The 23,611-nt window shown below is 30.5% G+C and carries 21 protein-coding genes and 1 other RNA gene; 18 read left to right on the top strand and 4 right to left on the bottom strand.

Features of this window, described 5'->3' with window-relative positions; all coding sequences use genetic code 11:
- The first annotated feature begins 1 nt into the window (after window position 1).
- The 11 genes from AJ936_RS09170 (at window position 2) to AJ936_RS09120 (ending at window position 10,662) form a co-directional block, all read left to right on the top strand.
- Window positions 2-538, top strand: coding sequence for a hypothetical protein (locus AJ936_RS09170; RefSeq protein ID WP_044778759.1), 537 nt, complete (start codon window positions 2-4; stop codon window positions 536-538).
- A 13-nt stretch (window positions 539-551) separates the two neighbouring features.
- Window positions 552-1,445 carry a hexaprenyl-diphosphate synthase gene (locus AJ936_RS09165; RefSeq protein WP_044778758.1) on the top strand — a complete coding sequence of 298 codons (894 nt, stop codon included), beginning with the start codon at window positions 552-554 and terminating at the stop codon, window positions 1,443-1,445.
- Window positions 1,445-2,743: a glutamyl-tRNA reductase gene (gene hemA, locus AJ936_RS09160; protein ID WP_044778757.1), complete on the top strand. Its 1,299-nt coding sequence runs from the start codon at window positions 1,445-1,447 to the stop codon at window positions 2,741-2,743. Before AJ936_RS09165 ends, hemA begins: the two co-directional genes overlap by 1 nt.
- Window positions 2,727-4,436 (top strand): proline--tRNA ligase, encoded by a 1,710-nt coding sequence (locus AJ936_RS09155; RefSeq protein ID WP_072223793.1) that lies wholly within the window; start codon window positions 2,727-2,729, stop codon window positions 4,434-4,436. The genes hemA and AJ936_RS09155 overlap by 17 nt, the downstream gene beginning before the upstream one ends.
- Window positions 4,433-4,822, top strand: a complete 390-nt coding sequence (gene fxsA, locus AJ936_RS09150; protein WP_002870945.1) for an FxsA family membrane protein — start codon at window positions 4,433-4,435, stop codon at window positions 4,820-4,822. The genes AJ936_RS09155 and fxsA overlap by 4 nt, the downstream gene beginning before the upstream one ends.
- On the top strand, window positions 4,819-5,742 hold the full coding sequence (gene hemC / locus AJ936_RS09145; RefSeq protein WP_002870944.1) for a hydroxymethylbilane synthase: 924 nt from the start codon (window positions 4,819-4,821) through the stop codon (window positions 5,740-5,742). Before fxsA ends, hemC begins: the two co-directional genes overlap by 4 nt.
- The gene (locus tag AJ936_RS09140) at window positions 5,739-7,541 is read left to right on the top strand and encodes a menaquinone biosynthesis decarboxylase (RefSeq protein ID WP_070210647.1); all 1,803 of its coding nucleotides are present in this window, start codon (window positions 5,739-5,741) and stop codon (window positions 7,539-7,541) included. Before hemC ends, AJ936_RS09140 begins: the two co-directional genes overlap by 4 nt.
- A 155-nt stretch (window positions 7,542-7,696) precedes the next feature.
- Window positions 7,697-8,062 (top strand): FlaG family protein, encoded by a 366-nt coding sequence (locus AJ936_RS09135; RefSeq protein ID WP_002870942.1) that lies wholly within the window; start codon window positions 7,697-7,699, stop codon window positions 8,060-8,062.
- A gap of 2 nt (window positions 8,063-8,064) precedes the next feature.
- Window positions 8,065-10,008 (top strand): flagellar filament capping protein FliD, encoded by a 1,944-nt coding sequence (fliD, locus tag AJ936_RS09130; protein WP_044778754.1) that lies wholly within the window; start codon window positions 8,065-8,067, stop codon window positions 10,006-10,008.
- A gap of 11 nt (window positions 10,009-10,019) precedes the next feature.
- Window positions 10,020-10,406: a flagellar export chaperone FliS gene (gene fliS / locus AJ936_RS09125; protein ID WP_002861271.1), complete on the top strand. Its 387-nt coding sequence runs from the start codon at window positions 10,020-10,022 to the stop codon at window positions 10,404-10,406.
- Entirely contained in the window at window positions 10,387-10,662 is a 276-nt protein-coding gene (locus tag AJ936_RS09120; protein WP_002861272.1) for a hypothetical protein, read from the top strand. The genes fliS and AJ936_RS09120 overlap by 20 nt, the downstream gene beginning before the upstream one ends.
- Here AJ936_RS09120 and rnpB read toward each other — a convergent pair.
- An RNA gene (gene rnpB, locus AJ936_RS09115) (RNase P RNA component class A) lies at window positions 10,659-10,979 on the bottom strand. The genes AJ936_RS09120 and rnpB overlap by 4 nt on opposite strands.
- 113 nt (window positions 10,980-11,092) lie before the next feature.
- Between rnpB and efp the strand changes: the two genes are divergently transcribed.
- From efp to AJ936_RS09100, 3 genes are all read left to right on the top strand, one after another.
- Window positions 11,093-11,662: an elongation factor P gene (efp, locus tag AJ936_RS09110; protein ID WP_002855210.1), complete on the top strand. Its 570-nt coding sequence runs from the start codon at window positions 11,093-11,095 to the stop codon at window positions 11,660-11,662.
- Window positions 11,663-12,030: 368 nt separating this feature from the next.
- A complete protein-coding gene (locus AJ936_RS09105) occupies window positions 12,031-13,323 on the top strand; it encodes an SLC13 family permease (RefSeq protein ID WP_079396968.1) in 1,293 nt (430 codons plus the stop codon).
- 10 nt (window positions 13,324-13,333) lie between these two features.
- The gene (locus AJ936_RS09100) at window positions 13,334-14,131 is read left to right on the top strand and encodes an amidohydrolase (protein ID WP_044778752.1); all 798 of its coding nucleotides are present in this window, start codon (window positions 13,334-13,336) and stop codon (window positions 14,129-14,131) included.
- Here the strand turns inward: AJ936_RS09100 and AJ936_RS09095 are convergent.
- Together AJ936_RS09095 and AJ936_RS09090 are read right to left on the bottom strand one after the other, a co-directional pair.
- Window positions 14,128-15,213 carry an FUSC family protein gene (locus AJ936_RS09095; protein WP_044779920.1) on the bottom strand — a complete coding sequence of 362 codons (1,086 nt, stop codon included), beginning with the start codon at window positions 15,211-15,213 and terminating at the stop codon, window positions 14,128-14,130. The two genes, AJ936_RS09100 and AJ936_RS09095, sit on opposite strands and share 4 nt — an antisense overlap.
- A complete protein-coding gene (locus tag AJ936_RS09090) occupies window positions 15,210-16,442 on the bottom strand; it encodes a glutamate-5-semialdehyde dehydrogenase (RefSeq protein ID WP_070274441.1) in 1,233 nt (410 codons plus the stop codon). Before AJ936_RS09090 ends, AJ936_RS09095 begins: the two co-directional genes overlap by 4 nt.
- Window positions 16,443-16,512: 70 nt before the next feature.
- Here AJ936_RS09090 and AJ936_RS09085 point away from each other — a divergent pair, with 70 nt between their 5' ends.
- Together AJ936_RS09085 and AJ936_RS09080 are read left to right on the top strand one after the other, a co-directional pair.
- On the top strand, window positions 16,513-17,448 hold the full coding sequence (locus tag AJ936_RS09085) for an NAD(P)-binding domain-containing protein (RefSeq protein ID WP_070274439.1): 936 nt from the start codon (window positions 16,513-16,515) through the stop codon (window positions 17,446-17,448).
- A 207-nt stretch (window positions 17,449-17,655) separates the two neighbouring features.
- On the top strand, window positions 17,656-18,984 hold the full coding sequence (locus AJ936_RS09080) for an MATE family efflux transporter (RefSeq protein WP_070274437.1): 1,329 nt from the start codon (window positions 17,656-17,658) through the stop codon (window positions 18,982-18,984).
- 49 nt (window positions 18,985-19,033) lie between these two features.
- Here AJ936_RS09080 and AJ936_RS09075 read toward each other — a convergent pair whose 3' ends face one another.
- On the bottom strand, window positions 19,034-19,963 hold the full coding sequence (locus tag AJ936_RS09075; RefSeq protein ID WP_070248457.1) for a DUF2860 family protein: 930 nt from the start codon (window positions 19,961-19,963) through the stop codon (window positions 19,034-19,036).
- 139 nt (window positions 19,964-20,102) lie between these two features.
- Between AJ936_RS09075 and AJ936_RS09070 the strand changes: the two genes are divergently transcribed.
- Both AJ936_RS09070 and AJ936_RS09065 read left to right on the top strand, forming a co-directional pair.
- Window positions 20,103-21,479: a replicative DNA helicase gene (locus AJ936_RS09070; protein WP_044794230.1), complete on the top strand. Its 1,377-nt coding sequence runs from the start codon at window positions 20,103-20,105 to the stop codon at window positions 21,477-21,479.
- A 313-nt stretch (window positions 21,480-21,792) separates the two neighbouring features.
- The coding region (locus AJ936_RS09065; protein WP_407918713.1) for a beta strand repeat-containing protein at window positions 21,793-23,611 on the top strand (1,819 nt) is incomplete at its 3' end.

Below are 23,611 nucleotides of genomic sequence, written 5' to 3'. Positions count from 1 at the left end.
ATTGTTTAAAATAAGCCCTTGTTTAATTTGTATTTTTTTTATTTTTAGCAATGTTTTAGCATCTGAACCAACTTTTGATTATACTTATAAATTTATACTTAAAAAAGATGAGAGAGCTAGTGTGCAGATTAAAGAAATAGGCTATGAAGATAAGGTGCAAAATTTTGATTTTTATTGGACTTTGTTTGATAATACTAATATCATCGTACATTCGAAATTTCGCAAATATCCGCGTCAATTTGTGATGAGTTTAAGAAGAAATTTAGATTGGGTAACTCAAACTTTAATACCTGATTATACCAATCCACATATTGATAGAGCAAGACTGATTTTAGAATTTAGTGCTTATAATAAAGGTTTGGCAACTTTTACAGTTTATATAGAAGATAAGGAATCTCGCTTAATGGTAGAATTTTTAGATCCAAGAAAAAAAGCTTTACAAAATCCACCGCAAAATAATCAGGTTGTTCCTATGATTAATTTTAACGAACCTCAGGTAAAACCATTAACAAGCAAAGAAAATAATAATAGTAATTAACAAGGAAAAGATAGTGCAAAAAATAGATGAATTAATAAAACAGTTTTTACAAGAGCTTGGCTATGAACCTATTTTAAATATGCTTTCAAATGTAAAATCAGGAAAAAAATTACGTTCTAAATTATTATTAGCTATCGCAGATGAGAGTGAGATTGCTTTTAAAATTTGCGCAGCTATAGAATTGATACATCTTGCTAGTTTGTTACATGATGATATTATTGATGAGAGTGAGTTAAGACGTGGAGCAAGATCTGTTAATGCTGAATTTGGTACAAAAAATGCTCTTATGTTGGGCGATATTTTGTATTCCAAAGCCTTTTATGAATTAAGCAAAATGGATGCTAGATTTGCAAGTATTATTTCAGATGCTGTTGTAAAGCTTGCTATAGGCGAACTTATGGATGTTGATTTGGGAGAGAAATTTAATATCAATAAAGAAGCTTATTTGAAAATGATTTATAATAAAACAGCTGTTTTGATCGAAGCAAGTGCGAGATGCGGAGCTATTTTGGCTGGATTATATGAAAAAGATTTTGCAGAATATGGTAAAAATTTAGGACTCGCTTTTCAGATGATTGATGATATTTTAGATATTAAGAGCGATGAAAAAATTCTTGGAAAACCTGCTATGAATGATTTTAAAGAGGGTAAAACTACCTTACCCTATATTTATCTTTATGAAAATTTGCAAGAACAAGATAGGACATATTTGCAGACTTTATTTAAAAAAGATTTAAATGAAAATGAAAAAGAATGGTTAAAAACTAAATTTGAAGAACAAAAAGCTTTGGAAAAAGCTATTTTGAAAGCTAAAACTTATGCAAAAAAGGCTAGTAAAGCGATTGAAAAATATGATAATAACAAGCTTAATGATATTATTAAAGCTATGATAGATAGGGAATTTTAATGTATTATTGTATATCTTTTACTCATAAAAATACAGATATTGCCTTAAGGGAAAGGTTAAGCTTTTCCAATGAAGCTAAAAAAAGTGAGTTTTTAAAAGTTATTAGCACTCATGAAAATATTGAAGAATGTTTGGTTATAAGTACTTGCAATCGTGTTGAAATTGTTGCTTTTGTAAAAATGGCCTGTGCGGAGTTTATTGTTAAATCTTTGGCTTTGCTTTGTGATATGGATAAAGATATTTTACTTGAAAAAGCTGATATTTTTGAAGATAGTGGAGCAATTCACCATCTTTTTTCTGTAGCAAGTTCTTTGGATAGTTTGGTGGTTGGAGAAACTCAGATAGCAGGGCAATTAAAAGATGCCTTTGCTTTTGCTGTAAAAAATAATTTTTGCGGAGTACACCTTTCAAGAGCGGTACATAGTGCTTTTAAATGTGCTGCTAAGGTACGCAATGAAACTCAAATTTCTAAAAATCCTATTTCTGTAGCTAGCGTTGCTGTAGCAAAAGCAAAAGAACTTGCAGATTTAACGCAAAAAAAAGCTGTTGTTATTGGAGCTGGAGAGATGGGAGAACTTGCGGCAAAACATTTAATTGCTGCGGGTGCTAAAGTGATTATTTTAAATCGTGACTTGCAAAAAGCTAAAGATTTGTGTGAGAGACTTGGTGTTTTAAGCGAATATGATAGTTTAGAAAATTTAAAAAAATATTTAAATCAATATGAGTTTTTTTTCTCAGCTACTAATGCACCAAATGCTATTATTACAAATTCTCTAATAGAAGAACTTCCTTACAAAAGGTATTTTTTTGATATTGCAGTTCCAAGGGATATTGATATTAATGAAAATGAAAATATATCTGTTTTTGCTGTAGATGATCTTGAGATTGTAGTTCAAAAAAATTTAGCACTAAGAGAACAAGAAGCTCGCATGGCTTATGGGATAATAGGCCGTGAAACAAGTGAATTTTTTAGGTATTTAAACGATTTGGCTTTGATGCCTATTATCAAAGCTATACGCTTGCAAGCTAAAGAATATGCAGATAAACAACTTGAAATTGCGTTAAAAAAAGGATACTTGAAAAAATCCGACAAAGAAGAGGCTAGAAAGTTGATTCATCAAGTTTTTAAGGCTTTTTTACACACACCTACTGTAAATTTGAAGCATTTACAAGGTAAAATGCAAAGCGATACAGTGATTAATGCTATGCGTTATGTTTTTGATTTGCAAAATAATCTTGAAGGTTTAAATCAATATAAATGTGAATTTGATATGGAGAATAATGATGAGATTTACTAAATTTTATGCACCAAGTTTAAAAGAAGCACCAAAAGATGCCAGTTTACCTAGTCATATTTTTTTAACGCGTGCAGGTTTTGTAGAACAAATTGGCAGTGGACTTTATAATTTCTTGCCTTTAGGAAAAAGAGTTTTAGATAAGATTAAAAATATAGTTAAAGAAGAAATGGATAAGGCTGGAGCACAAGAAGTAAATCTTAGTTTTATCACTCCTGCAAGTTTGTGGCAAGAAAGTGGGCGTTATAATGTTTTTGGAAAAGAACTTCTGCGTTTTAAAGACAGAAAAGAAAATGAATTTGTTTTAGGCCCAACACATGAAGAAGCTATGCTTTCTTTGGTAAAAAACAAAATCACAAGCTATAAGCAACTTCCTTTGCATTTATATCAAATCGGACTTAAATTTCGTGATGAAGCAAGGCCTAGATTTGGGCTTTTAAGATGTCGTGAATTTTTAATGAAAGATGGATATAGTTTTCATGCTAATGAAGAAGATTTAGGGCGTGAGTTTGAGCTTATGTATAAAACTTATTCTCAAATTTTACAAAGAATGGGACTTGATTTTAGAGCAGTTGAAGCTGATAGTGGGGCTATTGGTGGAAGCGGTTCTAAGGAATTTATGGTTTTGGCAAAAAATGGGGAAGATGATATTTTAATTTGCGAAAATTGTGATTATGCGGCTAATGTTGAAGCTGCAAAAAGAGCTAAAAAAATTTGTCAAGATGAGCGTCCTGAAGCAAATTATGCAAGTAAATTTCACACTCCAAATATTAAAACTATAGATTCTTTAGCACAATTTTTTAAAATCAATGCTTTTTATACGATTAAAGCAGTGGTAAAAAAAGCTATTTATGAAAATGAAAGCAAGTTAGTTGTGTTTTTTATAAGAGGAAGTGATGATTTACAAGAAATCAAGGCTCAAAATGCTTGCAATGCCCTTGAACTAGTCGATGCAAGCGAAGAAGAATTAGAAAAAGCTGGTTTAGTAGCTGGTTTTATAGGTTTTGTGGGATTAAAAGATATAGATTTTTATATAGATTTTGAGCTTGAAAACGAAAAGCAAATGATTATGGGTGCGAATGAAAAAGATTATCATTTAATCGGCATTGATGTTGTAAATTTAAACAAAGATCGTTTTAAAGATTTGATTGAAGTTAAAGAAGGGGATTGCTGTGCTAAATGTGGAGCAAAATTAAAACAAAGCAAAGGTATAGAAGTAGGGCATATTTTTAAATTAGGACAAAAATATTCTAAAGCGATGAATGCAAATTTCTTAGATGAAAATGGCAAAAGTCAGCCTTTTTATATGGGATGTTACGGCATAGGTGTTTCACGCTTGTTGGCTGTAGCTATTGAAGCAAATCATGATGAAAAAGGATGTATCTGGAATAAAACTTTAGCTCCTTTTGTGCTTGAAATTATTGTTTCAAATCTCAAAGATGAAAAGGCTTTAGAATTTGCTAATAAGCTTTATGAGGATTTAACTAATCTTGGATTAGAGGTATTGCTTGATGATAGAAATGAGCGTTTTGGGGTTAAAATGAATGATTTTGAACTTATGGGTTTTCCTTATGCGTTAGTTATTGGCAAAGGATTAGAAAATAATGAAATAGAGTTTATCCAAAGAGAGGGTTTGATAAAAGAACTTATAAAAACTGATGAACTTATGGAAATTCTTAAAAAGAAAGTGTTATGAATTATAAATTAAGCTTAAGTCCTTTATTTGTACTTGAAATTATTGCAAGTATATTTTTTATAGTGTTTTTTGGTTTTGGTAATTTTTTATTTTTCATACTTTTGAGTATGATTTTTGGTGTGGTTTTATTGGGAATTTTTTGGAAAAATATGCTTGAATTTCAAATGGGTGGCTTAAAGGATATGTTAACACAATTTTCTTTTGTTATCGCAGGGTTTTTACTTGTTTTTCCAGGGATTATTACAAGTGTTTTTGGAATTTTTGTGTTTTTCTTTGGTATTGTTTTGAAAATAATGACTAAATCAAAATATCAATACACTAAGCAAGAGTATCAAAATTCTAATGAAGAAATCATTGATGTTGAAATTATAGAGGATAGAAAATGAAGCTTATTATCGCAACAAGAAAAAGTCAATTAGCTCTTTGGCAAAGTGAACATGTAGCCCAAATTTTAAAAAATACACATCAAATTGAAGTGCTTTTAGAAGGTTTTAAAACAAAAGGCGATGTTTTGCTGGATTCTCCTTTGGCAAAAATTGGTGGCAAGGGACTTTTTACAAAAGAACTTGAAGAAAGTATGTTAAGAAAAGAAGCACATTTGGCGGTGCATAGTTTAAAAGATGTGCCTAGTTTTTTTCCTCAAGGTTTAGTTTTGGCAGCGGTAAGTAAAAGAGAGCAAAGCAATGATGCTATGCTAAGTCAAAATTATAAAGATTTTCTTTCTTTGCCAAAAGGTGCAAAAATAGGCACTACTAGTCTTAGACGCAAGATGCAGATTTTATTATTAAGACCTGATTTAGAGATTATTTCTTTGCGCGGTAATGTTAATTCTCGTATAGAGAAATTAAAAAATAATGAATTTGATGCGATTATTTTAGCTATGGCGGGAATTAAACGCTTAAACTTAGATAAGCAAGTGAATTTTGTTTATGAATTTAGCAAGGATGAACTAATTCCTGCAGCCTCTCAAGGAGCTTTAGGTATAGAAAGTATAAATGATGAAAAAATTTTAAAACTTTTAAAATGTTTAAATGATGAAAATGCTTTGATTGAAACAAGCATTGAAAGGGAATTTATCGCTACTTTAGAAGGGGGTTGTCAGGTTCCTATAGGTATTAACGCAGAGCTTTTAAGGGATGAAATTTGTGTGCGTGCGGTGCTTGGACTACCCGATGGAAGTGAAATTTTAAAAGATAAAAGAATGATTAAAAAGAATGATTTTAAAGGTTTTGGGGAGAGTTTGGCTAAGGAGTTTATTGCTAAAGGTGCTAAAGAACTTTTAAAAAAAGCTGAGAGTATGATATGAAAGAATTTATTCAAATTTTAAAAGAAAATGATCTTTTAAGGGTAATTGAAGAGCCTGTAGATGTAGATCTTGAAATCGCTCATTTAGCTTATATAGAAGCTAAAAAAGGAGAAAAAGGTAAGGCTTTATTATTTAAAAATCCTATAGATAAAAAATTAAATAAACAATATAAATTTCCTGTTTTGATGAATACTTTTTGTAATGAAAAGGCTTTAAATTTAGCTTTTGGGCGTGATTATGAAGAGGTGGCTGAAGAAATTTCAAAACTCACCAAGCTTCATATTCCTACGAGTTTTAAAGCAAAAATGGATTTTTTTATGAATTTGTTAAGTTTTAAAAATGTTCCTCCTAAAAGACTGAAAAAAAATAAAGCCTTGTATGATTATGAAATTTTAAACTCACTTGAAGAACTTCCTATACTAAAAACTTGGGAATATGATGCGGGTAAATTTATCACTATGGGGCAAGTTTATACACAAAATTTAGATAAAACTCAAAATAATCTTGGAATGTATCGTTTGCAAATGAGCGATAAAAATGAACTTTTAATGCATTGGCAAATTCATAAAGATGGGGCAAATTTTTATCACGAATACAAAAATGCTGGTTTTAAAAAAATGCCTATAAGTATAGCTATAGGCGGAGATCCGCTTTATATTTGGTGTTCTCAAGCACCTTTACCTAAAGGAATTTTTGAACTTTTGCTTTATGGTTTTATTAAAAAAACTCCTGCAAAACTTACCCCTTGTGAAAATGGTATTTTTGTACCTTATGATAGTGATGTGGTTATTGAAGGTTATGTGGATTTAGAAGAGTTTAAAATTGAAGGTCCTTTTGGAGATCATACGGGTTTTTACACTCCTGCCGAACTTTTTCCTGTGATGAAAGTAGAAAAAATTTATACTAAAAAAGATGCGATCTATCAAGCAACGGTTGTAGGAAAGCCTCCTTTAGAAGATAAGATTATGGGGCTTGGTACCGAAAGAATTTTTTTACCCTTGCTTCAAACTTCAGTACCTGATTTAATTGATTATAATATGCCCGAAAATGGAGTCTTTCATAATCTTATCTTAGCAAAAATCGATGCAAAATATCCCGCTCATGCGCAACAAATCATGCATGCATTTTGGGGAGTGGGGCAAATGAGCTTTGTTAAACATGCAATTTTTGTGGATAAAAATGCACCTTCTTTGAAAGATTATGATGCTTTAATTCCTTATATTTTAAATCGTTTTGATACGGAAAAAATTTTAATTTCAGAAGGAATTTGCGATCAATTAGATCATGCTTCGCCTAATGCTTGTTTTGGGGGTAAAGCAGGACTTGATGCTTGCAAGGAAACGCAAGTAGAAGAGCTTGAAATTTTAGAAGATGAAAAATTGTTAGAACTTTTTAAAACCAAGGTAGAGCTTTTAAATTTAAAGCAATTTTATAAAGAAAGCAAAAGTCCTATAGTTTGCATTTTGCTTGATAAAAAAGAAAAAATCGAACAAAGTTTTAATAAACTTTTAGAATTTAAAAAACATTTTAGGATTTTAGTATTTTTGGATACCGCAAATAAGCTTGAAAACCCTTATATGCTTGTTTGGCGTGTGGTAAATAATATAGATGCTAAAAGAGATATTTTTATCAAAGAAGAAAGACTTGGAGTGGATGCAAGTGCTAAGGGTGAAGCTGAGGGCTATTTAAGAACTTGGCCTAAGCAAACAGATTGCACTAAAAGTGTGATAGAAGATTTAATCTTGCGTAATATCTTAGAAAATAATCCAGATCTTTTTAATAAATTTGAAATTTTTTAAGATAGTTGAGATTTTTTTAAAATTTTGGCACAGTTTTTGCTTACTATTTTTTATATTGAAAAATAAATTTTTTCTTTACTAGGTGTTCATAATTTTATAAATTTGTCGATATAAGCTTGTAACTAGCAATAAGAAATTTTAAAAAGGATTTTAAAATGGAAATATCGAAGGCAAATGGGCAAATGGATACAGCTTTGGCAAACATTAGCCAAAGAACAAGTGAGACACAGGCTAGTTTAAACATTCAAACCGATAGAAGTCAAAGCCAAGGAGGCGATGATGGACAACAACAAGGTGTGAGTGAAAAGTTAGCTGATATTACAAAAAAGTTAAATGAACAAATGGATTCTTTAGATACTAATGTTCGTTTTGGTTATAGTGATAAAATTAATTCTATGTATATTAGCGTGACTGAAAAAAGTACTGGAAGGGAAATTCGTCAAATTCCTAGCGAAGAAGCTATGAGATTAGCTGAGTATTTTAGAGATGTGATAGGAATGATATTTGATAAGGAGAGTTAAAAATGGCATTTGGTAGTTTATCTAGTTTAGGATTTGGTTCTGGGGTTTTAACTCAAGAAACTTTAGACAAGTTAAAAGAAGCAGAACAAAAAGCTCGTATTGATCCTTATACTAAAAAAATCGAAGAAAATACAACCAAACAAAAAGATTTAACCGAGCTTAAAACCAAGCTTTCTGCTTTTCAAGCAGCTGTATCGTCTTTAGGAGACTCTACGGCTTTTGCAAAAAGAAAGGTTATAGCAAGTATCACTGATAATCCTCCTGCAAGCCTTAGTGTGACTTCAGGTGTTGCTTTGCAAAGCATGAATATCAATGTAACTCAACTTGCCCAAAAAGATGTTTATCAAAGCAAGGGTTTGGTAAATGATACAGGAATTATCAATGCAAGTTTAAAAGAACCTACAAATTTAACTTTTTTTTCTAATGGAAAAGAATATAGCGTTACTATAGATAAAAATACAACCTATAGTGATTTAGTTGATAAGATTAATACTGCTACGGGTGGAGAAATTGTAGCTAAGATGGTAAATACAGGAGAAAAAGACGCACCTTATCGCTTAACCTTAACGAGTAAGGAAACAGGTGAAGATAGTGCTATAAGCTTTTATCCGGGTGCAAAAGATTCTGATGGTAAATATAAGGTTGATGAAAATGCTAAAAGTGTTTTTGAAAGTCTTGGTTGGAAACTCGATGAAGATGCTTTAAAAGCTGAAGATTTTGATCCTGCTAAAAGTAAAAAAGGTGTTGGCATTATTGATAGCGAAGATAATCCTTTGCATATTCAAAAAGCTCAGGATGCTAAATTTACCATGGATGGCATCAAGATGACAAGATCGAGCAATACTATAACCGATCTTGGTGTAGGTATTACTTTGACTTTAAATAAAACAGGTGAAATTAATTTTGATGTTCAGCAAGATAGTGAGTCTGTTACCAAAGCTATGCAAGATATGGTTGATGCCTATAATGATTTAGTGTTAAATCTTAATGCTGCTACAGACTATAACAGCGAAACAGGAACCAAAGGTTCTTTACAAGGCGTAACCGAAGTAAACTCTATACGCTCAAGTATTATTTCTGCGCTTTTTAAAACTCAATCAGTTGATGGTACCGTAGAAGATACTAATGGAAATAAAGTAAGTGCTAAGGTAATGCTTTCTTTACAAGACTATGGTTTAAGTATGACTGAGTCAGGAACTCTAAATTTTGACTCTTCCACTTTTGAAAGCAAGATGAAAGAAAATCCTGATTTAACTGAAAGCTTTTTTTCAGGCATTACTCAATACAAGGATATAAACTATACTGGTGATTTAATTAAAGAAGGTAGTCTTAACAAATATGTGGGCGAAGGTGATGATAAAGGTATAAGTTTTTCTTCAGGTAAGTTTCAAATTGTTACGAATTTTGAAACTTATGATTTATCTAAAAATGCTGATGGAACTGATTTTAAATTAACAGGAAAAACAGAACAAGAAATGCTTCAAAATCTAGCTGATCATATCAATAGTAAAGGTATTGAAGGTTTAACGGTTAAAGTTGAAACTTATGAAAAAGATGGAGAAAAAGGATATAAGCTTAATTTTAAAACCGACGGAAGTTCTGATTTTGCCATAAAAGGAGATAGCGAATTTCTTAAACAATTTGGCTTAAGCCAAACGAGCATTGCTGCTGAGGCAGTTGAAGGTGTGGGTGTTTTTGCGCAACTTAAAACAACTTTACAAGGTATAACAGGCAAAGATGGCTCTTTAACAAAATACGATGAGAGTTTAACAAATGATACTAAGTCTTTAACCCAAACCAAAGAATCAACTCAAACTTTGATTGATACAAGGTATGATACAATGGCAAATCAATGGTTGCAATATGAGAGTATCTTAAATAAACTTAATCAGCAATTAACAACTGTGACTAATATGATCAATGCAGCAAATAATTCTAATAATTAAGGATAAAAAAGATGCAAAATAGTTTAGCTTATAATGCTTATTCTCAAAATCAAGCGGGGATAGAATCTCCGCAAAAACTTATCGAAATGCTCTATGAGGGAATTTTGCGTTTTTGTGCAAGGGCTAAAGTAGCGATAAGAAACGAGGATATAGAGCAAAGAGTATACTTTGTAAAAAGAACAACAGCTATTTTTATAGAGCTTATTAATACTTTAGATTATGAAAAAGGTGGAGATGTGGCGCATTATTTAAGTGGGCTTTATACAAGAGAAATTCAACTTTTATCTTTGGCAAATTTAGAAAATAACGAAGAAAGAATTAATGAAGTTATAAATGTAACCAAAGGTTTGCTAGAAGCTTGGAGAGAAGTGCATAGTAATGAAACAGTGGATCAATGATTTTAAACTCGCGTTAATTCAAGAAGATATTAATAAGCTTGAAAATTTGCTTGATAAACTTGATATGAAAGCTTTTATTAAAAATTTAGCTAAAAGATCGCCCTCAGAAGACTTTATAAAAGAAAATATAAATGATATATTTTATCAAATTCAAGCTCTTTTGCAAGAAGCTGTTGCACTAATTGAACAAAAGAAAAAAGCAAAGGCTGTTGAAATTCAAAAATTTCAAAAAGCTTTGACCTATGTTAGATCTTAAAAAGCATAGCGATAAGCCGAGTTCTGTCTTGAATGCTCATTTATCTAGTTTTGTTTTTACAAACAAAATCAAGCGAAGGGTTAAAACAAAGACGCTAACCATCCCTTCTTGCTGCACATTGGGTTTACATAGCCGAAATTGTTGCCAAAATCGCTGGTAGGCTTTTACCCCACCGTTTCACCTTTTCCACTTGTGTGGTAGTTTTCTTTCTGTTGCACTATCCCTTAGGTTGCCCTAGCCATCTGTTAGATGGAATGCTTGTCTTTAGCAGCTCGGACTTTCCTCTTCTAAAAAGAAGCGAGCATTTACTATGCTTTAAATTTAAATTTTAGCGTAATTTTACTTATTTTTTTATCAAATAAAATAATTTTATTGTGATATCAATCAAAATTTGATAGAATTATTTTTTATTTTTTAACAAAGGAAATTTATGGCATCTTATTCAATGGGTGATTTAAAAAAGGGACTTAAAATAGAAATCGATGGAATTCCTTTTAAAATAGTTGAGTATCAGCATGTAAAACCAGGTAAAGGTCCTGCTTTTGTGCGTATTAAAATCAAATCTTTTATTGATGGTAAAGTACTTGAAAAAACTTTCCATGCAGGCGATAAATGTGAAGCTCCAAATTTAGAAGATAAAACTATGCAGTATCTTTATGATGATGGTGAAAATTGCCAATTTATGGATACACAAACATATGAACAAGTAGCTATCAGTGATGATGATGTGGGTGAGGCAAAAAAATGGATGCTTGATGGTATGATGGTAGATGTACTTTTTCATAATGGTAAAGCTATTGGCGTAGAAGTTCCACAAGTTGTTGAACTCAAAATCATCGAAACAGCTCCAAATTTCAAAGGCGATACTCAAGGATCAAATAAAAAACCAGCTACTTTAGAAACAGGCGCAGTAGTGCAAATTCCTTTTCATGTGCTAGAAGGTGAAGTTATACGCGTTGATACTGTGCGTGGTGAGTATATAGAAAGAGCGAACAAATAATATAAAAAAAGCTTTTGGAGTATTCCAAAGCTTTTTAAATTTATACAATTTTTTATTTTCTTTATTTTATTCTTCAAGACATTTTTTAAATTTTTAAACTTGACTTTTCTGTAGTGTTTTAATTCTATATTATAAAGATGAGCTTATGAGAATATTCTTTCTATTTTCAAATATTTTTAGATGGGATTATGGTATTGTTTTTTGCCTAAAAAGGGGTTTTTGCTTGTTATAATTCAAGATATTCTGTAAAATATTTTATAAGATGAGTAAATTTGTTACTAAATAGATATTTTTTAAATTTTAGATTTTGTTTTTATGCTTTGAAAAATATATTTTTTGATATCATAAGCCCTATAATATTTTAAAGGATGATAATGGTTTTTTTAATCATCTCTAGTATTATAGTAGCCATCATTTTAGGCTATATTACTAGACATAATGTTGGAATTTTTGCTATGATTTTTGCTTATATTATAGGAGCCTTTTTTATGGATTTAGCTCCTAAAAAAATCATAGCTTTTTGGCCTATTTCTATATTTTTTGTTATTTTTGCTGTTTCATTGTTTTATAATTTTGCAACCGTAAATGGAACTCTTGAAAAATTAGCTGGACATTTGATGTATCGTTTTGCTAATCATCCCTATTTACTTCCTTTTGTTATTTTTGTGGTTAGTGCTATTATAGCTGCTTTAGGAGCGGGTTTTTATACGGTTTTGGCTTTTATGGCACCCCTTACTTTTTTACTTTGCGATAAAATCGGTTTAAGTAAAATTGCCGGAGCTATGGCCATAAACTATGGTGCTTTAGGAGGAGCAAATTTTATGACTTCTCAAAGTGGGATTATTTTTCGAGGATTGATGCAAAATTCAGGTATTGAAGCAAATGAAGCTTTTATAAATTCTAGTATTATTTTTGCTTTTACTATAATTTTGCCTATTGTGGTATTATCTTTTTTTGTGTTTAATGCTTTTAAAAATAAGATGCAAACCAGTGTTATTTCAAAACCTGATCCATTTGATTGTAAACAAAAAACTACTTTAATTCTCATGTTTATGATGATTATTGTTGTTTTAATCTTTCCTGTGCTAAATATTATTTTTCCACATAATGAGACAATTAGTTATTTTAATAAAAAAATAGATATAGCTATGATAGCCATGATTTTTGTTGCCATTGCTTTATTTTTAAAATTAGCCGATGAGAAACAAGTTGTTGCTTTAATTCCTTGGGGAACCTTAATAATGATTTGTGGAGTAGGGATGTTAATTAGCATAGCAGTTGAAGCAGGGGCTATAAAATTATTTTCAGATCTTGTAGAAAATGAGATCAATGTGATTTTTATCCCGTTAATAATGTGTGCTATTGCAGCTTTTATGTCGCTTTTTTCAAGTACTTTGGGTGTGGTTACTCCAGCGCTTTTTCCTATAGTTCCAAGCATTGCTACAAGCAGTGGATTAAGCGAGGCATTGCTTTTTTCTTGTATTGTTGTAGGGGCTCAAGCTTCCGCTATTTCTCCTTTTTCTTCTGGAGGAAGTTTAATTTTAGGATCTTGTCCTGATAAATATAAGGAAAAATTATTTAAAGATTTACTTATTAAAGCTGTGCCAATAGGATTTATGGCGGCGATTTTAGCTACTATTATAATGAGTTTTATTTTATAAGGATAATTTAATGAAGATTGATACTCATGCACATATATTTTTGAAAAAGTTAAATACAGTTGCAAATGCAAGATATAAGCCTGATTATGACGCTAGTTTTAAAGATTATAAAGCAAATTTAGATCATTATGATTTTGATAAAGGGGTTTTAGTTCAGCCAAGTTTTTTAGGTGTTGATAATGAATTTTTGCTTCAGAGTATCGAAAAAGATGAAAATATAAAAGCTATAGTTGTGGTTGATGAAGGTATTAAATTTGATGAGCTTCAAAAACTAAAAGAAAGAAAAGCTTGTGGAGTTAGATTAAATTTAATTGGCAAAGAATTGCCAAATTTTAAAAGTACGGTTTGGACTCAATTTTTTGAAAATTTAAGTAAGCTTAAAATGCAAATAGAAATTCAAAGAGATTTGGATAATAATCTTGTTGATATTGTTAAAAATTTAATTCCTTATGGTTGTAATATTGTTATTGATCATTTAGCAAGAGCTAATGCAAACTTAACAAATTTAGAGGATTTAATTTGTTTAAAAAATTCTAGAATATTTTTTAAAATTAGCGGTTTTTATAGGGCAAAAATAGACTATGTTAATAATGAACAAACTGTAAAATTTGCAAAGAAAATATATGAAATTTTAAAAGAATATTTTCCACTTAGCAATTTTGTTTTTGGAAGCGATTGGCCACATACAAATTTTGAAGCAAATGTTAATTTTTCATCGGCTCTAGCAGCTTTTAATGAAGTTGTCGTATCTAAAAAAGAACAAGAGCAAATTTTAGGGGATAATGCTTGTGTTTTATTTGACTTTTAAGCTTTTCGTTTTATCCTAAAGATGTATTTTGCAATGCGTTCAAAATGTACTCTTAGATAAGGTTTATAAATTACAAAACCACCCAAAAGTCCTAAAATGCTTCCTATTACGACATCAACTAAACGAGCGAGTATTAATGTATTTGCATTCTCACTCATAAAATTAGCTGCTTCTGAAAGATAAGTGGCATAAGGAGTAAAGAAAATCATAGCTAAAGCATAGTTTCGATTGACTAAAAATTGTCCTATAAAAAACAAAGACATCATAAGTAAAACAAGTTCTATATTGTGAAATTGTTTAGATAAAAGCCACCAAGCAAAACATACTCCTAAGGCCGTTCCTATGATACGTTGAATTTGTTTAATCCATATAGAGTTTAAAGTTACACCTTGCATAATAGCTGTGCAAGAAATGGCTATCCAATAACTTCTTTCAAGTTCTAAAAAAGTTCCTAAAAATATAGAAAAAGCTACAAAAGAACCCATAATCAAAGAATCCACAAAAACTGCATCAAAACCTATGTATTCTCTAGGTGGAATTTCGCTAGGTAAAGCATTTTTAAATCCATAAATCACAACGATAGAGTATAAAAAAGCCATTAAATTAGCTACCATTGCTCCAAGAAAAACAAGACCCACTAAAAAGATAAAATCCTTAGCTTCAAAAGGAGAATAAGCTCCTAAAACACAAGAAAATACAAAGAAGAAATATCCAGGTGCACCAATGTTATAATATCTAATTAAAATAGAACTTCCCATGGCCACAAGTCCTATAGGGATGAAGGCAAAAACTGAAGGTAAAAAATGGGTTAAAATTCCTAAGAAAAAACTAGAAACTATGCCAAAAGAACAGCACATTACAACAGCCATTCTATGATATAAAGGAGTGTTTGGAACATATAAAAAAGATAAAGCTCCTATCATGGCAATGAGTCCATAGTTTAATTTTCCAAAAAATACACTAAACCCTAAAACTATACCCACGCCTAAAGCCGCAAAAAAAGGCATTTGCCAAACTTGTTCGCTTGAATTTAGTTTAGCAATTTCTTTAAAGTGTTGTTTTAGTATTTCTATTTTATTCACTCTCGAATTTGTCCTTCTCCATTAATTATATATTTATAAGTGCAAATATCTTCAACCCCCATAGGACCTCTTGCATGCAATTTGCTAGTTGAAATTCCAACTTCCCCACCAAAGCCAAATTCTCCTCCATCGCTAAAACGCGTTGAAGCATTAGCATAAATACAAGATGAGTTTATAAGGCGTTGAAATTTAGCGATATTTGAAGCATCATTTGAGATAATGGTTTCAGAATGCAAGGAGCTGTGTTTATTGATATGCTCTATAGCTTCATCGCAATCTTTTACTAATTTTACACTTAAAGCAAAATCAAGCCATTCTGTATCAAAGGTATTTTCATTTGCTTTAAAAACTTCTAAATTTGAGTTGTTAAAATAAGCCAAAGCATTTTCATAGGCATGAATTTTTACCTTAAATTTTTTAAATTCAGGGATTAAAAGACTTATAAAATTTTTAGCAATTTTTTCATGTATTAAAAGCGTTTCTAAAGCGTTGCAAACACTTACTCTTTGACACTTTGCATTAAGGATTATTTTTAAAGCCATATCTAAGTTAGCGCTTTGATCTACAAAAGCATGACACAAGCCCTTATCTTGTTTAATAAGAGGAATTTTGGTATTGTTTGCGATTTCTTGTATCATATTTGAACTACCGCGAGGTATGATCACATCGATTAAATCATCAAAAGTTAGAATTTGTTTGATCTCGTCTCTTTGAGTAAACATAGCAAAACAATCTTGTAAACCAAATTCCTTAAGTGTTTTGCTAACAAGAGTAAATATAGCTTCATTTGTAAATTTTGCTTCACTTCCACCTTTAAATACACAAGCATTAGAACTTTTTATCATTAAAGCTGCGATTTCAGCACTAAGACTAGGCCTTGCTTCGTAAATAACACAAATGAGTCCTAAAGGAATGCTTATTTTTTGTATGCTTAAACCCGCATAATTTTTCCAGCCTTTAGAAATTTTACCTATAGGATCTTCGATATAAGCGATTTTTTCTAGGCCTTCACAAAGAGCTAAAATGCGTTTTTCATCTAATAAAAGCCTATCTTTTATTGCTCCACTTTTTGTGAAATTTGCTATATCTTTTTCATTTGCTTCTAGGATAATTTTGAAATTTTCTCTTAAAATTTGAGCTAATTTTAAAATAATTTTTTCTTTATCTTTAGGTGTTAAGTTAAGTAGTTTTTGAGAATTTTTCTTAATATTTTCAAGCAAATTTCGCATTTTTAATCCTTTATTTACAAAAAACTTGATAAATTATACAAAAAAAATCAGAATTGAAAGGTAAATATAAATGAAAAAAATAGATTTAATTATAGTAGGTGCAGGTCCAACAGGCATAGGTTGTGCGGTTGAAGCTAAGCTTAAAAACAAAGAAGTTTTGATACTGGAAAAATCAAATAACATTTGTCAAACTTTAATGCAATTTTATAAAGATGGCAAAAGAGTAGATAAAGCTTATAAGGGATGCGAAGGAACTAATCATGGACATGTTCCTTTTGAAGATGGTACCAAAGAAAGTACTATAGAAACTTTTCAAAACGCATTAAAAGAGCACAATATAGAAGTTGAATTTGGCTCTGAAGTTGAGAGCGTTAAAAATGAAAATGGAGTTTTTTTAGTAAGCACAGCTAAAGGCGCTTATGAGTGTAAAAACATCATCGTTGCTATAGGTAGAATGGGTAAGCCTAATAAGCCTGATTACAAACTTCCTATGACTTTAACAAAAATCATTAATTTTAATGCCAATTCAGTTTTGGGCAATGAAAAAATTCTTGTTGTAGGTGGTGGAAATTCAGCAGCAGAATACGCTGTGGATTTGGCTAATTCAAATCAAGTTAGCCTTTGTTATCGCAAAAAAGAATTTACAAGATTAAATGATATCAATCTTAAAGATATTCACGAAGCTGGAAATTCGGGTAAAGTAGAGTTAAAACTAGGAATTGATATTAATGAGGTAGAAGATGATAGTGGCAAGGCTAAGGTAAATTTTACCGATGGTACAAGCGATATTTATGATAGAATTATTTATGCTATTGGTGGTTCTACTCCACTTGATTTTTTACAAAAATGCGGGATTAATGTTGATGATAAAGGAGTGCCTTTAATGGATGAAAATAAACAAAGCAATGTTAAAGGTATCTTTGTAGCAGGAGATATTGCTACTAAAAATGGAGCAAGTATAGTTACAGGGTTAAATGACGCTGTAAAAATTCTTTCCGTGCTTTAAATTTTAGCCTTCGGGCTAAATTTGACTTATTAATAAGTAAATTTTATAATTCTTAGTTATTTTAATTTAAATCTATGAAAATGCAAAATAAAACTAATACAAAAACAACAATAAGAACTTATCGTTTAAATTTCTATATTTTAGGACTTCAAGCACTCTACTAGCGTCTTTAAAAATATTTTATTTTAATATTTTTAAAGGATTTGTATGTCAAATATTTTTAGCACTTTAAGCCCTTTTAGGCTTTTTATAAAATGTGCCGTGCCAAATGTCATAAGCATGGCCTTTATTTCTTTTTATTATATAGTTGATGGAATTTTTGTTGGAAAATATCTAGGAAGTGATGCTTTAGCAGCACTAGCCTTGATTATTCCCTTTATTATGATGTCTTTTGCTTTGGCTGATATGATAGCTATAGGTTCAGCAGTGCAAATTTCTATGCATTTGGGTTTAGGCAAGAAGAATTTAGCTAGAAAGATATTTAGTTCTAGTATATTGATTATTTTTCTAATCTCTTGTTTTATTGGAATTTTGGAGTATTTTTTAGGACCTGTTTTGATTGATTGTCTAAATGTTAGCGATGAGATTAAAACCATGGCTAAAGAATGTATGTTTGTTTTTGCTTTATTTGCACCTTTTACCATGCTTTCTTTTGCCTTGGATAATTATTTAAGAATTTGTGGAAAAACAACCTATAGTATGATTATGAACATAATCATAGCTTTAAGTAATATTATATTTGATTATCTTTTTATAGTTGTATTTGGTTGGGGCTTGTTTTCGGTAGCCCTTGCAACTTGTTTAGGAATTGTTTTAAGTGGTATTTTTGGAATTATTCCTTTTTTATTTCAAAATTTAGAGCTTAAATTTTCAAGTTTATATATAAATTTGAGAATTTTTAAAAATATTCTTTATAATGGAAGTAGCGAGTTTTTTGGCAATGTTTCGGGTTCTTTATATAGTATTTTTGCAAATTTTGTTTTGTTAAAAATTTCTACCACTCAAGCTGTGGCGGCTTTTTCTATTGTTTTATATATTGATAGTTTTATTATAATGCTCATTATTGCTATGGGAGATGCGATGCAACCTGCACTTAGTTATAATTATGCTAAAAAAGATTTTTTAAGGATTAAAGCTATTATAAAAGTGGTATTTTTTGCAGGGGGAATTTTATCTTTATTTTCTATAGTATTTATATTGATATTTGGAGAAAATTTGATAGCACTTTTTGCAAAAGAAAATGATCAAGAATTTAAAACTTTTGCTTATACAGCTTTGATGCTTTTTGCTTTTAATTATATTTTTGCATGGTTTAATGTCCTAAGTGGTTCTTTTTTGACAGCTTTTAATAAAGCAAGTTTTTCTTTGGTTTTAAGCTTAATGCAAAATTTATTCATACCTTTATTTTTTCTTTTGCTTTTATCTTATTTTATAGGTTTAAATGGAGTATGGTTAAGTCCATTTTTTGCTGAATTTTGTGTTTTGATTTTAGCTTGGATTTTTCTTAAAAGGATTTTTAAAGATCTATCTTTATAGTGGATAGATCTTTTTTAAATTTTATCAAAGGAGCTTTTTTTATAATTTTTTAGAATTTATATCCTATTCCAGTTAAAACAACTTGATAGGTTTCATCATAAAATCCTATATCGCTATTTCTTTTTTCTATACCATAATTTGCAAAACCATAAAGTCCGTTATAGCCCAAAAATTGATTTTTAACAACTTTTAGATTAAGCTTAACTATATTACCGTCTTGTTTTTTGTGGAAGATAGGGTCTGTTCCTACTGCTTCATATTTACTAAGACTTAAATTTGGGGTGAAGATATAGTCATTAGCAAAAGCTAAATTTGCTCCCATGCTTAAACCATATCTTGAGTAACTTTGAGCTTTTCCATCTGCATCATTATAATCATAGCTTAGTCCTAAATTTAACAAACTATAATTGTAATTTAATTCAAACTCGTGATAATACCCCTTTCTTTTTAAAGAGTTGTACTCAACTGCGTCTTTATCATATTTGTTTTTGCTAAATAAATATGAAGCTGTAAATTTTCCTAAATCACTTTCGTAAAGTTGAGAGATTTTAAAACCATATCTATCAACATCAGTTTCTTCTCTATTGCCTATTTGATAAGGATTTGCATAAGCTTTTTCTCTTAAAGAAGAAATTACAGAAAAAGAAGTGCTAAAACGCTCTAAATAGGCTTTTTCATAACCTAAAGCTATACCGCTGATATCTCTTCCATTGTAGTTTTTGATAAAAACTCTATCATTGTCTATAAGGTTGCCATAGTAAAGTTCTACACCGATAAAAGGAATAAAAGAAGAGTCCGAATTATCAGCATCATAACCACCCAAGTAATCACTATCTGCTAAAGTTGAAATATTGCTTTTAATATCTCTTGCACCTACACCTATGCTTAAATTTCCACTAAAACCTTCTTGAAAATCTACAGCCATAGCTGACTGGGCTAAGATGGAAGCTAAAATACATGAAAATAAATGTTTTTTCAAGTGTTCTCCTAATAAAATAAATGTTGTGATTATAATTGTAACTAATATTACTTTAAATATTTATAAAAAATTAAAGTTTATAATTTTAAGTTTTTTTAGATAAAATTTTTAAAATTATTTATATTTATAAGGAAATTTAGTGCAACAAGAGTATTATGACTTGGATTTAGAGCGAGCTATTTTAAGCAGTTGCATCATGAGTGAAGAAGCTTACGCTAGTATAGCAGGCGATATTAGTCCGAAAGATTTTAGTCTTAAAGCTCATGAAGATATTTTTAAAGCAATTATAGCTTGTAGCAACAACAAAGAGCCTATTTCTATAAGTTTTTTAAAAAAACATAAAAAAATAGATGAAGAGATTTTAGCAGAAATTCTTGCCACTCCTTCTATGATAGATTTGCCTGCTTATGTAAATGAACTTCGCGAAAAGTCCATCAAAAGACAACTTTTGAGTTTTGCACATCTTTTACCAGCTCGTATTAATGAAAATCGTGCTGTAAGTGAAATCGCAGATGAAATTGGTAAAGAAATTTTTAGCATTACAAATCGTGTAAATTTTAGAGATATTAAAGATGTTAATATAATAATATCAGAACTTTTTGAAGAATTTAAAAAGCAAAAAACTTTAGAAAATAAAAATATCATAGGCCTTGATACAGGTTTTGAGGGTTTAAATAAAATGACAAAAGGTTTTAAAGGAGGTGAGCTTATAATAATCGCTGCGCGCCCAGGTATGGGAAAAACAACCCTTTGTTTAAATTTCATTGATAAAGTTTTAAGACAAAATAAAGGTGTGGCTTTGTTTTCTCTTGAAATGCCCGCAACTCAAATCATGCAAAGAATGCTTTCTTCAAAAACTTCTATCCCTTTACAAAGAATTTTAACCGCAGATTTAAACGATGATGAATGGGAGCGTTTAGGAGATGCTTGTAATGATTATAGTCAAAAGAAATTATATATTTACGATAGTGGTTATGCAACTATTGCTGATGTAAGGGCTATTTTAAGGCGTTTAAAATCTCAAGATGAAAGTGTAGGACTTTGTGTGATTGACTATATAGGGCTTATGATGAGTAATTCAAATTTTAATGATAGGCATTTGCAAGTGAGTGAAATTTCAAGAGGACTTAAGCTTTTGGCTAGGGAGCTTGATATGCCGATTATCGCACTTTCACAACTTAATCGTGGTTTAGAGCAAAGAGCAAATAAGCGTCCTTTGATGAGTGATTTGCGAGAAAGTGGAGCTATAGAGCAAGATGCGGATGCTATTTTATTTGTATATCGCGATGAGGTTTATAGGGAGCAAGAAGAAAAAGAAAGAGAGAATAAAGCTAAAGCTGAAGGTAAAGCTTATCAAAGGCTTTTTATACCAAATCCTATGCAAGAAAATGCTGAAATTATTGTTGGAAAAAATAGAAATGGACCGGTCGGAACTATAGAGGTTATATTTTTAAAAGAAAAATCTTGTTTTGTAGATAAACCTATAGGCTATGAAGCTACTGAATTTACAGGCTAGCTTTAATTGATATAAATTAATTATAAACACCACAAAAATATTTACAACATTTCATACAAATTTACTCTCATTAAATCAATTTTTTATATAAAATAAAATTTAAATTGAAATTTTATAATTATATAATAATCAGTATTTAATTATATTTTAAGTTTAAATATTTTAATATTCCGCTATTTTATTTTTATATTTTATATTATTATTAAAAAATAAATAATATGAAATTAATTTCAAAATAAACCATTTTAAATAAGGAAGGAGAAAAATATTTGAGTAAAAATATTATTTCAAGTAAGGTGTCCATGGGGGGGGGATTAAAGAATCCTGTTTAAATTCTAAAAAGATAGTTTTATCTTTAGCTACTATTTCTTTCTTAGCGAGTTGTGCTAATGCTACATTAAATTCTGAAATAAAAACTTATGATGAAGTTCATAAAAATACTAAAGCTAGATCAGCAAGTGTTTATACTCCTGAAGCTAGAGTTAATACAACTGTAAGTGGCTCAATAAGCAATCAAATCAACATTACCGATCAAGGTCCACATACCATAATAATTGAAGCAGGTGGAACTTTAGGCAATGAGAATAACAACAATAAAATTATCTATGCTCATGCTAGTGGTAACAACACTCTTACACTTACTAATCTTACCAATAATGGAACTATTAACGGTAAGGTAGCTGTAGAACATGATAACAATTTTAATGGAACCATTACTGTTAATACCTTTGAAAATAAAAACCAAATCAATGGAAATGTCTATATGGGAGTTTGGGGAGGTAACTCAGGAACTCTTAATATAGATAAATTTGATAATAGTGGGACTATTAAATCAAATGATGATGGAGTTTTTTTCGAAGGAAAGAATACTAATATACAAAGCTTTAGCAACAACGGTCTAATCAGTGGACAACAAGGTGTAAGCTTATCTGGAGGAACTATAAATAGTTTTAATAATAATGGAACTATCAGTGGTAGCTCTTCTGGTATATTTGTAGCAGGTGGCAACATAAAAACCCTTGTTAATTCTGGAACTATAATATCTAACGGTAGTTATGATGCCAATGCCGGCATAAAACTAGAAAGTGGTGGCACTATAGAAAATATCATCAACACAGGAACTATACAATCAAATTATTCTGGCATAGTTGTAACTTGGGGTAAATTTGGAACACTTACCATAAAAGATGGAGGCGTAGTTTATGGAAAAGATGCTGGAATAGCAATAGCCCAATGGCAAACTCTAGGGGATTTATACATAGATGGAGCAAGCTCAAAAAAAGATGGTACAGTAAGTGGAATTTATGGCGACATCAATGGAATTGTTTTAGAAACTGGATCAAGCAGTCAAAAAATAGAACTTAAAAATGGTGGTGTTATTAAAGGTAATATTAATGGCATAAGATTAGATAATGCAGCTTCTTTAAGCGGAGAAATGATTTTATCTGGAAAAGGTTCTAGAGTAGAAGGTGGAAGTGGTGCTGGTATATCTAATGATGGTGGAAAAATAACAGGATCTATGACAATAAAAGATGGAGCTACTGTAACTTCTTCTTCAGGTCAAGCCATATCTAATTCTGGCTCAGGAAGTATAACAGGTGGCATTACAGTTAGTGGAGAAAACACTAAACTTGAAGGAAATATAATCAATACAGGTGATGCTTCTATAGGTAGCGATATCAAGATAGAAGGTGGAGCTAAGGTAGAAGGTGGTCTTGTTAATCAAGGTAATGGAAGTATCTCAGGAAGTGTTCAAGTAAGTGGTGGTAGTAGTATTGATTCCATTACCAATGAGGGTAATGGAGCTATTTCTGGTTCAATTACTGTAGATAAAGATAGTAAACTTGATTCCATCACTAACACCTCTACTTCTGATACAGGTATAAGTGGTTCTATCACTAACAATAGTGATAATAAACTTGAAATTTCTAATGGAGAAGGTGCTACTATAGGTGGAGGTATTACAAATAATGGTAATGCTGATTTAGTTATTTCCAACCAAGGCTCAGTAGGTAAAGATGATCATGGTAATACAGTAACTAACAATGGTAGTGGTAGTGTTGGAATTAAAGATTGGCTTGTTACTACAGATAAAGATACGGGTAAATTAGACACTATAGTTGTAGGTGGAA

Origin of the sequence: Campylobacter sp. BCW_6877 (assembly GCF_001762445.1) — a bacterium.
In the GTDB taxonomy this organism is placed as follows: Bacteria; Campylobacterota; Campylobacteria; order Campylobacterales; family Campylobacteraceae; genus Campylobacter_D; species Campylobacter_D jejuni.
The sequence above is the reverse complement of the archived record's forward strand: the minus strand, read 5'-3'. Positions and strand labels throughout refer to the sequence as shown.

What these genes read in the sequence shown, in the direction of transcription:
- AJ936_RS09105 (WP_079396968.1), top strand. Translation starts at nt 12,031, where the DNA reads ATGATAATGGTTTTTTTAATCATCTCTAGTATTATAGTAGCCATCATT.
- AJ936_RS09085 (WP_070274439.1), top strand. Translation starts at nt 16,513, where the DNA reads ATGAAAAAAATAGATTTAATTATAGTAGGTGCAGGTCCAACAGGCATA.
- efp (WP_002855210.1), top strand. Translation starts at nt 11,093, where the DNA reads ATGGCATCTTATTCAATGGGTGATTTAAAAAAGGGACTTAAAATAGAA.
- AJ936_RS09120 (WP_002861272.1), top strand. Translation starts at nt 10,387, where the DNA reads ATGAAACAGTGGATCAATGATTTTAAACTCGCGTTAATTCAAGAAGAT.
- AJ936_RS09090 (WP_070274441.1), bottom strand. Translation starts at nt 16,442, where the DNA reads ATGCGAAATTTGCTTGAAAATATTAAGAAAAATTCTCAAAAACTACTT.
- AJ936_RS09135 (WP_002870942.1), top strand. Translation starts at nt 7,697, where the DNA reads ATGGAAATATCGAAGGCAAATGGGCAAATGGATACAGCTTTGGCAAAC.
- fxsA (WP_002870945.1), top strand. Translation starts at nt 4,433, where the DNA reads ATGAATTATAAATTAAGCTTAAGTCCTTTATTTGTACTTGAAATTATT.
- AJ936_RS09140 (WP_070210647.1), top strand. Translation starts at nt 5,739, where the DNA reads ATGAAAGAATTTATTCAAATTTTAAAAGAAAATGATCTTTTAAGGGTA.
- AJ936_RS09080 (WP_070274437.1), top strand. Translation starts at nt 17,656, where the DNA reads ATGTCAAATATTTTTAGCACTTTAAGCCCTTTTAGGCTTTTTATAAAA.
- AJ936_RS09100 (WP_044778752.1), top strand. Translation starts at nt 13,334, where the DNA reads ATGAAGATTGATACTCATGCACATATATTTTTGAAAAAGTTAAATACA.
- hemC (WP_002870944.1), top strand. Translation starts at nt 4,819, where the DNA reads ATGAAGCTTATTATCGCAACAAGAAAAAGTCAATTAGCTCTTTGGCAA.
- hemA (WP_044778757.1), top strand. Translation starts at nt 1,445, where the DNA reads ATGTATTATTGTATATCTTTTACTCATAAAAATACAGATATTGCCTTA.
- fliS (WP_002861271.1), top strand. Translation starts at nt 10,020, where the DNA reads ATGCAAAATAGTTTAGCTTATAATGCTTATTCTCAAAATCAAGCGGGG.
- fliD (WP_044778754.1), top strand. Translation starts at nt 8,065, where the DNA reads ATGGCATTTGGTAGTTTATCTAGTTTAGGATTTGGTTCTGGGGTTTTA.
- AJ936_RS09155 (WP_072223793.1), top strand. Translation starts at nt 2,727, where the DNA reads ATGATGAGATTTACTAAATTTTATGCACCAAGTTTAAAAGAAGCACCA.